Genomic DNA, 14,675 nt, shown 5'->3' with positions numbered 1-14,675 from the left:
ATTTTCCGCCCCGGTCGCAGTCTCCGGGGACGGGGTAGCCGAGAGCGGGAGGAGATGCAATTGGCCCAGCAGAGCGACACGGGCGATTATCTGATCGCGCCTGACCCTGCCGCCGTGCGGCTGACACGCGCGGTGGAGGGGGTGGATCACGACGGGAACCGCACCGAGATCCGGGTCGTGGAGGAGCGCCCGCTGACGATCTTTCTCAACGCGCAGGAGATCGTGACGGCGATGACCATCGGCGATTATCCCGAATATCTCGCACTCGGGTTCCTGCGCAATCAGGGGATGCTGGCCGAGGGCGAGGCGGTGCTGGGGGTGGATTATGACGAGGAGTTGGAGACCGTCGTGGTGCGCACCGACGGGCAGACCAGTTACGAGGAGAAGCTGAAGAAGAAGACCCGCACCAGCGGCTGCGCCGTGGGCACGGTATTCGGTGACATGATGGAGGGGCTGGAGGGGGTGCGCCTGCCGGAGGTGGAGGTGCGCACCTCGGACCTCTACGCGCTGGCCGCGCAGGTCAACCGCACGCCCTCGCTTTATCTGGAGGCGGGGGCGATCCATGGCACGGTGCTGTGCCAGGGCGCGCGTGCGCTCGTCTATATGGAGGATGTGGGCCGACATAATGCTGTGGACAAGATCGCGGGCTGGATGCTGAGCGAAGGCGTCAGCGCCGGTGACAAGCTGCTTTACACCACCGGGCGGCTCACGTCGGAGATGGTGATCAAGACCGCTATGATGGGGATTCCGGTGCTGGCCTCGCGTTCGGGCTTTACCGCCTGGGGGGTGGAGATCGCGCGCGAGGTGGGGCTCACGCTGATCGGCCGGATGCGGGGCAAGCGGTTCGTGTGCCTGGCTGGCGAAGAGCGGCTTTTGCGCGATGCCGATCCCGCCAGCGTCGAGGAGGAAAGCCCCAAACACCGCCGCAAGAGTGCCGACGCATGAGCGCGCCACTTGGGGTGATCCTCGCCGGGGGGCAGGCGACAAGGATGGGTGGGGGCGACAAGGGGCTGTTGGCGCTGGGCGAGGGGGTCATCCTCGATCACATCATCGCCCGGCTGGGGCCGCAGATGGGGGCGATGGCGCTCAATGCCAATGGCGATGCGGCGCGGTTTGCGCGCTTTGGCCTGCCTGTGCTGCCCGATCCGATCTCCGGTTTCGCCGGGCCTTTGGTGGGGGTTCTCGCCGGGCTGGACTGGGCCGCCGGGCTGGGGGCCGGGGCCATCGTGACGGTGGCCGCCGATACGCCCTTTTTCCCGCGCGATCTGGTGGCGCGCCTGCAAGCGGAGGCCGAGGGCATGGCGCATCCGCTGGTGCTGGCGGCGACGCCGCGCGGCGATGAGGAGACCAAATCCATGAGCCGGGGCGGGCAGGTGCGCCACCCCACGTTCGGCCTCTGGCCGGTGGCGCTGCGCGATGATCTGCGCGCGGCACTCGAGGGGGGGTTGCGCAAGGTGGTGATCTGGACCGAGAAACATGGCGGGCGCGAGGCGCTCTTTGACAATGAGGATGCCTTTTTCAACGTCAACACGCCCGAAGATCTGGCCCTTGCGCGGCGGAGGGTCGGGGCATGAAATTATACGGTGTGACCGGTTGGAAGAATGCCGGCAAGACCGGGCTGATGGAGCGGCTGGTGGCCGAGATGGTGGCGCGGGGCCTCAAGGTCTCGACCGTCAAGCACGCGCATCACAGCTTTGACGTCGATCATCCGGGGCGCGACAGTTACCGGCATCGACAGGCGGGGGCGGGCGAGGTGCTGCTCGCCTCGCGTCACCGGGTGGCGCTGATGCGCGAATTGCGTGGGCAGGATGAGCCGGTGCTCGACGATCTGCTGGCGATGCTCGCGCCCTGCGACCTGGTGCTGATCGAGGGCTACAAGCGCGACCGTCACCCCAAGGTGGAGGCTTACCGCGCCGAGACCGGTCATGCGCTGATTGCGCCCGGTGATTCTACGATCCGCGCGGTGGCAAGCGATGTGGCGCTTGATCTGGATCGGCCGGTGTTCGATCTGAACCACACAGGCACGATTGCGGATTTCATTTTGGCAGAGGTGGGGCTGTGACCCCCTTCGACAGCTTTGCCATGCTGGATTGGTCGAGCGGCAACGATACCGGGCCGCGCCCGCGCCGCGATGCGATCTGGCTGGGATGCGTGCGCGGCGGGGTGGAAGAGGCCCCGCGTTACTTTCGCAACCGGGTGGAGGCCGAGGCGACGCTTGTCGATCTCATCGAGACCGAGCGCGCGGCGGGGCGCCGCCTGTTCATCGGGTGCGATTTTCCGTTCGGCTTCCCAAAGGGATTCGCGCGGGCGCTGACCGGGTGCGATGACCCCTTGGCCGTCTGGGACTGGCTGGAGGCGCGGATCGAGGATGCCCCGCGCGCCAATAACCGTTTTGACCTCGCGGGCGAGATCAACGCGCGGTTTCCCGGCGTGGGGCCGTTCTGGTTCAACGGTCTCAAGCGTGAGGTAGCGGGCCTGCCGCGCCGCGACACGCGGGCGGGTCACGGGCTGCCCGACCGGCGGTGCGCGGATGCGGGCGCGCCGGGGGCGTTCAGCGCCTGGCAGATGGGCGGTGCGGGGGCGGTGGGCGGGCAGGTGCTGATCGGGCTGCCGGTGCTGAACCGGCTGCGGCGCCGCTTTGCGGGGCAGGTGGCGGTCTGGCCGTTCGAGGGGATGGACGCGCCGGTGGCGTTGGTCGAGGTCTGGCCGGGGCTGATCAACAGGGCCGTCAAGCGCGCCGAGGCGGCGGGCGGCATCCGCGACGCGCATCAGGTGCGGCTCATGGCGCGGGGGCTTGCACGCTTGCCTCGGGACCGTCTCGCCGCCATGCTGGCGGTGGACGCCCCCGAGGAGGGATGGATTTTCGGCCTCGGGCATGAGGAGGAGTTGATGCGCGCCTGTGACGATCCGCTGAAACCGCCGCCGCTGCGGAACGACTGTTTCGCGTTGCCTGCTGGCGTGGACTGGACGCCGGTGGACCACGCGCTCGACCTGCTGCGCGCGCGGTTGCGTGCGGTGGTGGGGCAGGAGGTCTTGCCGCTGACCCAAGCGGCGGGGCGGGTTCTGGCCGCCCCGGTGGTGGCGCGGCGGGCGAACCCGCCGGAGGCGAATACGGCGGTGGACGGGTATGGGTTTGCCTTTGACAGTCTCGGGCAGGGCGATCAGGTCTTGCCGCTGGTCGAGGGCCGCGCGGCGGCGGGGGTGCCCTTTCCCGGCGCGGTGCCCGAGGGGCACGCGGTGCGGGTGCTGACCGGAGCGGCGCTGCCCGAGGGGGTGGATACCGTGATCCTGCAAGAGGATGTCACGCTGGGAGAGGGGCGGATTGCCTTTCGTGGCGGGCTGAAGCGGGGGGCCAATACCCGGCGCGCGGGCGAGGATGTGGCGGCGGGTGCGACCGTGCTGGAGGCGGGCCGCGTGCTCACGCCCGCCGATCTGGCGCTTTGCGCGGCGGTGGGGCTGGCGGAATTGCCGGTCTATGCGCGGTTGCGCGTGGCGGTGATTTCCACCGGAGACGAGTTGGTGGAGCCGGGAGAGGCCGCACGCGCCGGACAGATTTATGACGCCAACCGCCCCATGCTGACAGCCCTCGCGCGGCAGATGGGCCATGATGTCGTTGACCTTGGCCGGGTGGCCGATGATCGCGCCGCCCTGCGCGCGGCGCTTGACCGGGGCGCGGCGGAGGCGGATGTGATCCTGACCTCGGGGGGGGCCTCTTCGGGGGATGAGGATCACGTCTCGGCCCTTTTGAACGAGGCGGGGGCAATGGCCGAATGGCGCATCGCGCTCAAGCCGGGGCGCCCGCTGGCGCTGGGGATGTGGCGCGGCGCGCCGGTCTTTGGCCTGCCGGGCAACCCGGTGGCGGCGCTGGTCTGCACGCTCATTTTCGCGCGGCCCGCGATGGCGGTGCTGTCGGGGGCCGACTGGCGCGAACCGCAGGGCTTTGACGTGCCCGCAGCCTTCGAGAAGCGCAAGAAACCGGGGCGGCGCGAATACCTGCGCGCGCGGATAAGGGAGGGCCGCGTGGAGGTGTTCAAGTCCGAAGGCTCGGGGCGGATCAGCGGGTTGAGCTGGGCCGAGGGGCTGGTGGAATTGCCCGATGCTGCTGCGGAAATCGCGCCGGGGGATGCGGTGCGCTATCTCCCCTATGCGAGTTTCCTCACGGGATGACGGCGCGGGTTCTGGTTCTGGGGCCCACGGGCACCAGCGGGCGCGCGGTGGTGGCGGCGGCGCTGGCCGAGGGGCGGGGCGTCGATTGCCTGTTGCGCCCGCATCACGCGGGCGGCGGGCATGGGTTGCCCGAGGGCGTAGGGCTGCATTTCGGCACGGTGGCCGACGCGCTCAAGACAGGCGGCGCGGGGGCGGTGATCTGCTGCATGGCCTCGCGCAGCGGCGCGCCGGCGGATGCCTGGGCGGTGGATCACGCGGCGACCGTCGCGGCCATCGCGGCGGCGCAAGAGCACGGCGCGCAATTCGTTCTGCTGTCTGCGATCTGCGTGCAGCGGCCCCTGCTCGCGTTTCAACACGCCAAGCTTGCGGCGGAGGCAGCGCTTGCGGCCTCGGGCCTGCGCTACTCCATCGTGCGCCCGACCGCCTATTTCAAGTCGCTCTCGGGGCAGCTTGGCCGCCTGCGGGCGGGCAAGCCGTTCCTTTTGTTCGGCGACGGGAGGCTGACGGCGTGCAAGCCGATTTCCGACGGCGATCTCGCGCGGTACCTTGTGGAGTGCCTCGACGATCCGGGGCGCTGGAACCGGGTGCTGCCCATCGGCGGGCCGGGACCGGCGATCACGCCCATCGAGCAGGGCGGGATGCTCTTTGCCGCGCTTGGCCTTGCGCCGCGCTATGCCCGCGTGCCGGTGCGGCTGATGGACGGGGTCGTGGGCGCGCTGGCGCTTGGCGGGCGGGTGAGCGCGCGGCTCGCGGGCAAGGCGGAGCTGGCGCGGATCGGGCGGTATTACGCGACCGAGTCGATGCTGGTGCTCGACCCCGTGACCGGGCGCTATGACGCGGCTGCCACACCCGAGACCGGGGCCGAGACGCTGGGGGATTTCTATGCGCGCCTCGCGCGCGGCGAGGTCAGCGTCGCGCGCGGGGATCATGCGGTGTTCTAGCGGGGGCGCTGCCCCCGTCGCGCATGCGCGCGACTCCCCCGGGATATTTCAGGCCAGAAGAAGCGGCGGGTCAGGCGTGTTCCCGGCAGACATGGATCTGGGTGTTCCATGTCGCGCAAGCCTCGGTCAGGGCGGGCGGCAGGGGGGCGTCGGTGAAGACGCGGTCCACGTCGCGCAGCGAGCCGATGCGCACCGGCGCGCTGCGCTGGAACTTGGAGGTGTCGGCCACCAGCATCACCTCGCGCGAGCGTTTGAGCAGGGTCTGGCCCACAAGCACCTCCTGAATGTCGAAATCGAGCATGTCGCCGTCCTCGTCGAGCGCCGAGCAGCCGAGAATGGCGTGGTCGAACTTGAAATTCTCGATGGCGCGCGCGGTCAGGTGGCCGACCAGCCCGTTATCGGAGCGCCGGAGCGCGCCGCCCGCCAGCACGATCTCGCAATCGGGATTGGCCGAGAGGATGCGCGCCACGTTCATGTTGTTGGTCACGACCATCAGGTTGCGGTGGTCGATCAGGGCCTGGGCCACCGCCTCGGTCGTGGTGCCGATATCGAGGAAGATGGAGCAATCCTCGGGGATGGCCGCCGCGCAGGCGCGCCCGATCGCCAGCTTTGCGGGCTCGTTGAGGCGGCGGCGCTCCTCGTAGAGGATGTTGGTGACGCCCGAAGGCAGGATCGCGCCGCCATGCACGCGCTCGAGCTTGCCCGCGTTGGCCAGTTCCGTGAGGTCACGGCGGATGGTCTGGACGGTGACGCTGAAGCGTTCGGCGAGGTCCTCGACCATGACCTTGCCCTCGGTGCGGGCAATCTCGAGGATATCGGGTTGGCGAAAGGTCTGGGACATGGCGGGCCTGATTTGGTGTGTTGTTCGATTATGTTCGGTTTCGTGCCACGTGCAAGCGCGCGCGCGCGATTCGGGACATTTTCTGTCGTTTGACGTGACATTGCCTTTCCGATGCTTGCCGAGCGGGGTGCCGGAGGGCATCAGCATGTTGCGAAAGCCTATTCATCTGTGATTTTCATGCGGAAAGGAAATAAAACGAACTTTCGTTCTTGACTGTAATGTCTGAAAGGTGCTTCGTTTGCTTTCAAAGCAGCCGGGAAGAAGGATCGAACCTTGGAGCGTGTCGAGAGCGATACCCTTGATCTCTTCGTGATCGGCGGCGGCATCAACGGATGCGGTATCGCGCGCGACGCGGCGGGGCGGGGCCTGTCGGTGATGCTCGCCGAAAGGAACGATCTGGCGTCGGCCACCTCATCGGCCTCAACCAAGCTTTTTCATGGCGGGTTGCGTTACCTCGAATATTTCGAATTCCGCCTCGTGCGTGAGGCGTTGGTGGAGCGCGAAGTGCTCTTGCGCGCCATGCCGCATATCTCCTGGCCGATGCGCTTCGTGCTGCCCTATCACCGCGACATGCGCTTCGAGGCGGAGACGCCCACATCGCGCCTGCTGTCGATGGTCATGCCCTGGATGCGCGGGCGCAGGCCCGCCTGGCTGATCCGGCTGGGGCTTTGGCTTTATGACAGCATGGGCGGGCGCAAGATCCTGCCCGCGACGCGCACGCTCGATCTGAAGGGCGGCCCCGAGGGCGCGCCGCTCAAGGACAAGTTCGCGCGCGCGTTCGAGTATTCCGATTGCTGGATCGAGGACAGCCGTCTTGTCGTGCTCAACGCGCGCGATGCCGAGGCGCGGGGTGCGACGGTTCGCACCCGCACCCGTGTGATCGCCGCCGAGCGCGCAGGCGATGTCTGGCGGATCACGCTGGAGGCGGGTGGCGCGCGCGAGGTGGTGCAGGCGCGCGCGTTGGTGAACGCGGCGGGTCCCTGGGTGCGCGATGTGATCGGTGGGGTGCTGCGGCTCAATTCCACCGAAGGCGTGCGGCTGGTGCGCGGTAGCCACATCGTCACCCGCAAGCTTTATGACCATGACAAATGCTATTTCTTTCAGGGCTCTGACGGGCGCATCATTTTCGCCATTCCCTATGAGGGCGAGTTTACCCTCATTGGCACCACCGATGCCGAGCATGAGAATGCCGAGACGCGCCCGGACTGCACCCCCGAGGAGGCGGCCTATCTGTGCCGCTTCGCCAGCGAGTATTTCAAGCGTCCCGTCACCGAGGCCGATATCGTCTGGACCTATTCCGGCGTGCGCCCGCTCTATGATGACGGGGCGAAATCGGCGACGGCGGCGACGCGGGACTACGTGCTGTCGCTCGACGAGACGGCAGGCGCGCCGCTGCTCAATGTATTCGGCGGCAAGATCACGACCTACCGGCGGCTGGCCGAGGCGGCGCTGGCGCGGCTTGCGCCGCATTTTCCGCGGGCGGGCGGGGACTGGACGGCCGGGGTGGCGCTGCCGGGGGGGGATTTCGCCGTTGACGGGTTCGGGGCGCTGGTGGACAGTCTGGCACAGGCCTATCCGTTCCTGTCGGCGGATCATGCGCGGCGGCTGGTGCGGGCCTATGGGACGGAGGCGGCGGAGATTCTGGGGGCGGCGAAGGTGCCCGCCGATCTGGGCCACGACTTCGGCGCCACGCTGACCGAGGCGGAGGTGCGCTGGCAGATGCGCCACGAATACGCGCGCGAGGCGGCGGATGTGGTCTGGCGGCGCACGCGGCTGGGGCTGAAGATGACCAAGGCCCAGATTGCTGCGCTTGACGACTGGATGCTGGCGGACGCGGGACAAACAGGGAGGGCGCGGGCGTGACGCTGACGCTTCAAGGGGTTTCCAAGGTCGTGAACGGGCAGGTGCATGTCCACCCGACCGACCTCACGCTGGCGCCCGGCACGATGAACGTGCTTCTGGGGCCGACGCTCTCGGGCAAGACCTCGCTCATGCGGCTGATGGCGGGGCTGGATGTGCCCGCCTCGGGGCGTATCCTGTGGCAGGGCAAGGATGTCACGGGCATGCGCGTGCAGGATCGCGCGGTGGCGATGGTCTATCAGCAATTCATCAACTACCCCTCGATGACGGTCTACGAGAACATCGCCTCGCCGCTGCGCCTGCAAGGCAAGTCGAAGGCCGAGATCGACGTGGGCGTGCGGCAGACCGCCGAGATGCTGAAGCTCACGCCCATGCTGGAGCGCAAGCCGCTGGAATTGTCGGGCGGGCAGCAGCAGCGGTGTGCGCTGGCGCGGGCGCTGGTGAAGGGGGCGGGGCTGGTGCTGCTCGACGAGCCGCTGGCCAATCTCGATTACAAGCTGCGCGAGGAATTGCGGCTGGAGATTCCGCGCATCTTCGAGGAATCGGGCGCGATCTTTGTCTATGCCACGACCGAGCCGGAGGAGGCGCTTTTGCTGGGCGGCAACACGGCGACGCTCTGGGAGGGGCGGATCACGCAGTTCGGGCCGACGCCCGAGGTCTATCGCCAACCGCGCGACGCCACCACCGCGCGCGTGTTCAGCGATCCGCCGATGAATTTCCTCTCGGTGACCAAGCTGGGCGACCGGATCGGCTTTGGCGACGGGCAGGAGGTGGCGGCACTCGGCACGCTGGCGGGGCTGGCCGATGGCGATTATCTGGCCGGGTTCCGCCCCAACCATCTGGCGATCGACCGCCCCGAGGGCCACGCGATGGAATTCGAGGCGCGGCTCAATGTGACCGAGATCACCGGCTCGGAGACCTTCGTGCATCTCGACCATCACGGCCAACGCTGGGTGGGCCTTATCCACGGGGTGCGCGATCTGGAACTGGGGGCAATGCTGCGGGTCTGGCTCGATCCGGCGCATGTTTACGTGTTCGGGCCGGATGGCGCGCTGGTGGCACCGGCTGCCTATGCGCAGGCGGCCTGAGGGGGGACGATGGCAAAGATCACGCTTGATAATCTGGCGCATAGCTACCTGCCCAAGCCCGCGACCGACGAGGATTGGGCGCTCAAGCAGCTTGACCATGTCTGGGGTGACGGCGAGGCCTATGCCCTTCTGGGTGCGTCGGGCTGCGGCAAGTCCACGCTTCTCAATATCATTTCCGGCCTCTTGCGGCCCTCGCGCGGGCGCATCCTCTTTGGCGATCAGGATGTGACCGATCAGCCCACGGCGGCGCGCAATATCGCGCAGGTGTTCCAGTTTCCGGTGGTCTACGACACCATGACGGTGCGTGAGAACCTCGCCTTTCCGCTGCGAAATCGCGGGGCCGAGCCGGGCTATATCGCCGCGCGGGTGCAGGCGATTGCCGCGATGATCGGCATGGAGGCCGAGCTTGACCACAAGGCGCGGGGGCTGACGGCGGACGCGAAGCAGAAGATCAGTCTTGGCCGGGGCATGGTGCGCGAGGATGTGAACGCGCTTCTCTTCGATGAGCCGCTGACGGTGATCGACCCGCATATGAAATGGGAGTTGCGCACGCAGTTGAAGGCGCTGCACCACGAGTTCGGCCACACGATGATCTATGTGACGCATGACCAGACCGAGGCGCTGACATTCGCCGACAAGGTGGTGGTGATGCACGAGGGCCGCGTGGTGCAGGTGGGCACGCCAGAGGAGCTGTTCGAGCGGCCCGCGCATACCTTCGTGGGCTATTTCATCGGCTCTCCGGGCATGAACCTTCTGCCCGCGCAGGTCGAGGGAACGCGCGCGCGGGTGGCGGGGCACGCGGTGGCGCTCGGCGGGGATTATGGACGGCCCGAAGGCCGGGTGGAAATCGGCGTGCGCCCCGAATTCGTTTCGCTTGGCGGCGAGGGGCTGCCGGTCCGCGTGAGGCGGATCGAGGATGTGGGCCGACACCGCATCGCGCGGCTCGATTTCGACGGGCTGCCGATCAACGCCATCCTGCCCGAAGGGGCCGCCCTGCCCGCCCATGGCCTGCGCGCGCGCCTCGCCCCGGAGGCCGTCAATGTCTATGTCGATGACTGGCGCATCGCGCCTGAACAGGTCCTGGAGGCGGCATCATGATGGCACGGGTTTCGGACGTCATCCTCGGGCTTGACCCGAGGATCACTTCGGGCGGAGATCCTCGGGTCAAGCCCGAGGATGACGGAATTAATCGTGATGTCATCATCCGGCTTGACCGGATGATCTCTTGGCGGAGGGATCCTCGGGTCAGGCCCGAGGATGACGGATACCGTTGTCAAAGGAATAAGGGAAAGGCCGCCTGATGGAAAAGACCACCAATCAGAAGGCGTGGTTCCTAGTGCTGCCGGTGCTGGTTCTGGTGGCGTTTTCCGCCGTGATCCCGCTCATGACCGTGGTCAACTATTCGGTGCAGGACACGTTCGGCAATAACCAGTTCTTCTGGGCGGGGCTGGAATGGTTCGAGGAAATGCTCGCCTCGGAACGGATGTGGGCGGCACTGCAACGGCAGGTGATCTTTTCGGCCATCATCCTTGCCATCGAGGTGCCGCTTGGCGTGCTCATCGCGCTCAACATGCCCAAGCGCGGCGTCTGGGTTTCGGTCTGTCTCGTGCTCATGTCGCTGCCGCTGCTGATTCCGTGGAACGTGGTGGGCACCATCTGGCAGATCTTTGGCCGCGTCGATATCGGCCTTCTGGGGCATACCCTGGCCGCTTTGGGCATCGACTACAACTATACGCAGAACACGTTTGACGCCTGGGTGACGGTGATCGTCATGGATGTCTGGCACTGGACCTCGCTGGTGGCGCTTCTGGCCTATGCCGGCCTCAAATCCATCCCCGACGCGTATTATCAGGCCGCGCGCATAGATCAGGCGAGCCGCTGGGCGGTGTTCCGCTTTATCGAACTGCCCAAGATGATGGGCGTGCTGATGATCGCTATTCTCCTGCGCTTCATGGATAGTTTCATGATCTATACCGAGCCTTTCGTCGTCACCGGCGGCGGGCCCGGCAATGCCACCACGTTCCTATCCATCGACCTTGTGAAGATGGCGCTGGGGCAGTTCGACCTTGGCCCGGCGGCGGCCTTCTCGATCATGTATTTTCTGGTGATCCTGCTGGTCAGCTGGGTGTTCTACACGGTGATGACCAATCTCGACAAGCGGGAGGGCAAGTGATGGCACATCGTCCCCGCATCAACTGGGTGATGACCCTTTACCTTTTGTTCCTCATGCTGCCGATCTACTGGCTGCTGAACATGAGCCTCAAGACCAATACCGAGATCCTCAATACCTTCACCCTCTGGCCCGAGACCCTCACGCTTGACAATTACCGCACCATTCTGGGCGATCCGGCCTGGTATATGGGCTATGTCAACTCGATCATCTACGTGACGATGAACACGGTGCTGTCGGTGGCCGTCGCGCTGCCTGCGGCCTATGCGTTCAGCCGCTACAATTTCATGGGCGACAAGCACCTGTTCTTCTGGCTGCTCACCAACCGCATGGCCCCTCCGGCCGTTTTCGCGCTGCCGTTCTTTCAGCTTTATTCCTCGGTGGGGTTGTTTGACACCCATATCGCGGTGGCGCTGGCGCATACGCTTTTCAACGTGCCGCTGGCGGTGTGGATTCTGGAGGGGTTCATGCGCGGGGTGCCCAAGGAAATCGACGAGACTGCTTATATCGACGGCTATTCCTTCGGGCATTTCTTCGTCAAGATCTTCACGCCGCTGATTGCCTCCGGCATCGGCGTTGCGGCGTTCTTCTGCTTCATGTTTTCATGGGTGGAACTGTTGCTGAGCCGCACGCTGACCACGGTGGACGCCAAGCCGATCGCGGCGATCATGACCCGCACCCAAGGGGCAGCGGGCATCGACTGGGGCGTTCTGGCGGCGGCGGGGGTGCTGACGATCCTGCCGGGGGCCTTGGTGATCTGGTTCGTGCGCAATTATATTGCCAAGGGTTTCGCGTTGGGGAGGGTGTGATGGAACGGGTTGTTAACCAATTCAATGTCATCCTCGGGCTCGACCCGAGGATCTCCGGCCGTCGAGATCGTCCGGTCAGGCCGGACGATGACGGTGCCCCCCGTGGCGATGTCATCCTCGGGCTTGCCCCGAGGATCTCTTGCCAAACGCGCTTTGACCCATGCCATGACACGAACACCAGCCGTCTATATCGTCACCAACAAGCCGCGCGGCACGCTCTATATCGGCATGACAGGCCATCTTGTGCACCGCATCTGGCAGCATCGCACCCACGCGTTGCCGGGATTTACCGACCGATACAATCTTACGCGCCTTGTTTGGTTCGAGCCGCATTGCGAGCCATGCGAGGCGATACGCCGGGAAAAGGCGCTCAAGCGCTGGTATCGCGACTGGAAGATCGCGCTTGTGGAGACGGGCAATCCCGGCTGGCGGGACTTGTGGGAGGATATAGGCGGCGCGTAGATATGGTTTGTGCGATTGCACGAGATCCTCGGGTCAAGCCCGAGGATGACGTGGAAACCACTTGGCCGTCATCCTCGGGCTTGACCCGAGGATCTCTGACCAAAGAGACCGTCCGGTCAAGCCGGACGATGACGGTTTGCACAAGAGGGAGGGCCTGACTGATGGACCTGTCATGGATGGCATGGACATGGCCCACGGCGATCTTCTTCATGGTGATCGCGGCCCTGCTCATCACCTTCACGGTGCTGGCGATAAAATTCCCCGAGACCCCGCGCATGGGCGTGCTACGCATCGAGACGACGCGGGGGGATCGGCTCTTCATCACGCTTCTGGGTTCGGCCTTCATCAACCTGGCCTGGCTCGGGCTTGTCGGCGCAAATCAACCCTATGCGCTGATCGTCTGCCTTCTCTATGCTGCGGCGGTGTTCCGCTGGGTGTGAGGGGCCAATACCACCGGACTATGAGTTCATAAGGGAGGACAACATGAACTTGAGATTGACAACCACCACGGCGATGGTCTCGCTCGGCCTGATGGCCGCGCCTGCCTTCGCCGACATGGAGGCGGCACGCGCCTTCCTCGACAACGAGATCGCGGGGCTGTCGGTGCTGAGCCGCGCCGAGCAGGAAGCGGAGATGCAATTCTTCGTCGATGCGGCCCAGCCGTTCCAGGGCATGGAGATCAAGGTCGTCTCCGAGACCATCGCCACCCATGAATACGAATCCCAGGTGCTGGCACCCGCCTTCACCGCGATCACCGGCATCAAGGTGACCCATGACCTCATCGGCGAGGGGGACGTGGTCGAGAAGCTGCAGACGCAGATGCAGTCGGGCGAGAATATCTATGACGGCTATGTCAACGATTCCGACCTCATCGGCACCCACTGGCGCTATCAGCAGGTGCGCAACCTGACCGACTGGATTGCCGGGGAAGGCGCGGACGTGACCAGCCCGACGCTCGATCTGGACGATTTCATCGGCCTGTCGTTCACCACCGGGCCGGATGGCAAGGTCTACCAGATGCCGACCCAGCAATTCGCCAACCTCTACTGGTTCCGCTACGACTGGTTCAACGACGATAAGAACAAGGCGGATTTCAAGGCCACATACGGCTATGACCTTGGCGTGCCGGTCAACTGGTCGGCCTATGAGGATATCGCCGAGTTCTTCACCGGGCGCGACCTGTCGCATCTGGGCGTCGAGGGCGCGGTCTTTGGCAACATGGATTACGGCAAGAAAGACCCGAGCCTTGGCTGGCGCTACACCGACGCGTGGATGTCGATGGCGGGCATGGGAGACGTGGGCGAGCCCAACGGCTTGCCGGTCGATGAATGGGGCATCCGCGTCAACGAGAACTCGCAGCCGGTGGGCTCCTGCGTGGCGCGGGGCGGGGCAACCAACGCGCCTGCCGCTGTCTATGCCGTGACCAAGGCGATCGAGTGGCTTCAGAAATACTCGCCCCCCGCTGCTGCCGGCATGACCTTCTCCGAGGCGGGACCGATCCCGGCGCAGGGCAATATCGCCCAGCAGATGTTCTGGTATACGGCCTTCACCGCCGCGACCGTGCAGCCCGACCTGCCGGTGATGAACGAGGACGGCACGCCCAAATGGCGCATGGCCCCCTCGCCGCACGGCGTTTACTGGAAAGAGGGTCAGAAGGTTGGCTATCAGGATGCGGGCTCCTGGACGCTGATGAAGTCCACCCCGGTGGACCGCGCCAAGGCGGCGTGGCTTTACGCGCAATTCGCGGTGTCCAAGACCGTCGACCTGAAGAAATCGGACGTGGGCCTGACCTTCATCCGCGAATCGACCATCGATTCGGACCACTTCACCCAACGTGCCGACAAGCTTGGTGGGCTGATCGAGTTCTACCGCTCGCCCGCGCGGGTGGCCTGGTCGCCCACCGGCACCAACGTGCCGGATTACCCGAAACTGGCACAGCTCTGGTGGCAGAACATCGGCGACGCCATGTCGGGGGCCAAGACCCCGCAAGAGGCGCTTGATGCGCTTTGCGCCGATCAGGAGCGGGTGATGGAGCGGCTTGAGCGCGCAGGCGTTCAGGGCGATATCGGCCCGAAGATGAACGAGGTGCGGGATGCCGAATACTGGTTCAGCCAGCCGGGTGCGCCCTATGCCAAGCTCGACAACGAGGACGAGGCTCCGGTCACCGTCTCCTATGACGAGCTGATCAAGTCCTGGCAGTAACGACACGCACCGGGGCGCGTGATGCGCGCCCCGGTGTCCATGGTCTGCGTCATCATCCGGCTTGACCGGATGGTCTATTGGTCGGGAGATCCTCGGGTCAAGCCCGAGGATGACGGGGACGAGAGATCCTCGGGT

At 65.8% G+C, this 14,675-nt stretch carries 14 protein-coding genes; 13 read left to right on the top strand and 1 reads right to left on the bottom strand.

Annotated features, from left to right (window positions below):
- The first annotated feature begins 54 nt into the window (after positions 1-54).
- Genes fdhD through ACSSV8_RS09190 form a run of 5 tightly spaced genes read left to right on the top strand, consistent with a single transcriptional unit; the run spans position 55 to position 5,108 of the window.
- Complete coding sequence (gene fdhD / locus ACSSV8_RS09210; RefSeq protein ID WP_454282232.1) at positions 55-945, top strand: formate dehydrogenase accessory sulfurtransferase FdhD; 891 nt, start codon at positions 55-57, stop codon at positions 943-945.
- Positions 942-1,574: a molybdenum cofactor guanylyltransferase MobA gene (gene mobA / locus ACSSV8_RS09205; RefSeq protein ID WP_354537943.1), complete on the top strand. Its 633-nt coding sequence runs from the start codon at positions 942-944 to the stop codon at positions 1,572-1,574. Before fdhD ends, mobA begins: the two co-directional genes overlap by 4 nt.
- A complete protein-coding gene (gene mobB / locus ACSSV8_RS09200) occupies positions 1,571-2,062 on the top strand; it encodes a molybdopterin-guanine dinucleotide biosynthesis protein B (RefSeq protein WP_354537942.1) in 492 nt (163 codons plus the stop codon). The genes mobA and mobB overlap by 4 nt, the downstream gene beginning before the upstream one ends.
- Positions 2,059-4,167 carry a molybdopterin-binding protein gene (locus ACSSV8_RS09195; RefSeq protein ID WP_454282231.1) on the top strand — a complete coding sequence of 703 codons (2,109 nt, stop codon included), beginning with the start codon at positions 2,059-2,061 and terminating at the stop codon, positions 4,165-4,167. Before mobB ends, ACSSV8_RS09195 begins: the two co-directional genes overlap by 4 nt.
- Entirely contained in the window at positions 4,164-5,108 is a 945-nt protein-coding gene (locus ACSSV8_RS09190) for an NAD(P)H-binding protein (protein WP_354537940.1), read from the top strand. The genes ACSSV8_RS09195 and ACSSV8_RS09190 overlap by 4 nt, the downstream gene beginning before the upstream one ends.
- A gap of 70 nt (positions 5,109-5,178) precedes the next feature.
- Here ACSSV8_RS09190 and ACSSV8_RS09185 read toward each other — a convergent pair whose 3' ends face one another.
- Entirely contained in the window at positions 5,179-5,949 is a 771-nt protein-coding gene (locus tag ACSSV8_RS09185) for a DeoR/GlpR family DNA-binding transcription regulator (RefSeq protein ID WP_454282230.1), read from the bottom strand.
- 273 nt (positions 5,950-6,222) lie between these two features.
- Between ACSSV8_RS09185 and glpD the strand changes: the two genes are divergently transcribed.
- From glpD to ACSSV8_RS09145, 8 genes are all read left to right on the top strand, one after another.
- Positions 6,223-7,812: a glycerol-3-phosphate dehydrogenase gene (glpD, locus tag ACSSV8_RS09180; RefSeq protein WP_354537938.1), complete on the top strand. Its 1,590-nt coding sequence runs from the start codon at positions 6,223-6,225 to the stop codon at positions 7,810-7,812.
- On the top strand, positions 7,809-8,897 hold the full coding sequence (locus tag ACSSV8_RS09175) for an ABC transporter ATP-binding protein (protein ID WP_354537937.1): 1,089 nt from the start codon (positions 7,809-7,811) through the stop codon (positions 8,895-8,897). Before glpD ends, ACSSV8_RS09175 begins: the two co-directional genes overlap by 4 nt.
- A gap of 9 nt (positions 8,898-8,906) precedes the next feature.
- On the top strand, positions 8,907-9,995 hold the full coding sequence (locus tag ACSSV8_RS09170; RefSeq protein WP_354537936.1) for an ABC transporter ATP-binding protein: 1,089 nt from the start codon (positions 8,907-8,909) through the stop codon (positions 9,993-9,995).
- Between the two features lie 202 nt (positions 9,996-10,197).
- The gene (locus tag ACSSV8_RS09165; RefSeq protein ID WP_354537935.1) at positions 10,198-11,070 is read left to right on the top strand and encodes a carbohydrate ABC transporter permease; all 873 of its coding nucleotides are present in this window, start codon (positions 10,198-10,200) and stop codon (positions 11,068-11,070) included.
- The gene (locus ACSSV8_RS09160; RefSeq protein ID WP_354537934.1) at positions 11,070-11,876 is read left to right on the top strand and encodes a carbohydrate ABC transporter permease; all 807 of its coding nucleotides are present in this window, start codon (positions 11,070-11,072) and stop codon (positions 11,874-11,876) included. The genes ACSSV8_RS09165 and ACSSV8_RS09160 overlap by 1 nt, the downstream gene beginning before the upstream one ends.
- Positions 11,877-12,041: 165 nt before the next feature.
- A complete protein-coding gene (locus tag ACSSV8_RS09155) occupies positions 12,042-12,338 on the top strand; it encodes a GIY-YIG nuclease family protein (RefSeq protein WP_354537933.1) in 297 nt (98 codons plus the stop codon).
- 167 nt (positions 12,339-12,505) lie between these two features.
- Entirely contained in the window at positions 12,506-12,778 is a 273-nt protein-coding gene (locus ACSSV8_RS09150; protein ID WP_354538187.1) for a DUF2160 domain-containing protein, read from the top strand.
- A gap of 43 nt (positions 12,779-12,821) precedes the next feature.
- Positions 12,822-14,540 carry an ABC transporter substrate-binding protein gene (locus ACSSV8_RS09145; protein ID WP_454282229.1) on the top strand — a complete coding sequence of 573 codons (1,719 nt, stop codon included), beginning with the start codon at positions 12,822-12,824 and terminating at the stop codon, positions 14,538-14,540.
- The last annotated feature ends 135 nt before the right edge of the window (positions 14,541-14,675 follow it).

It is taken from the genome of Roseovarius sp. MBR-79 (assembly GCF_053628555.1).
Note: the sequence above shows the minus strand (reverse complement) of the source record. Positions and strands in the feature narration are given on the sequence as shown.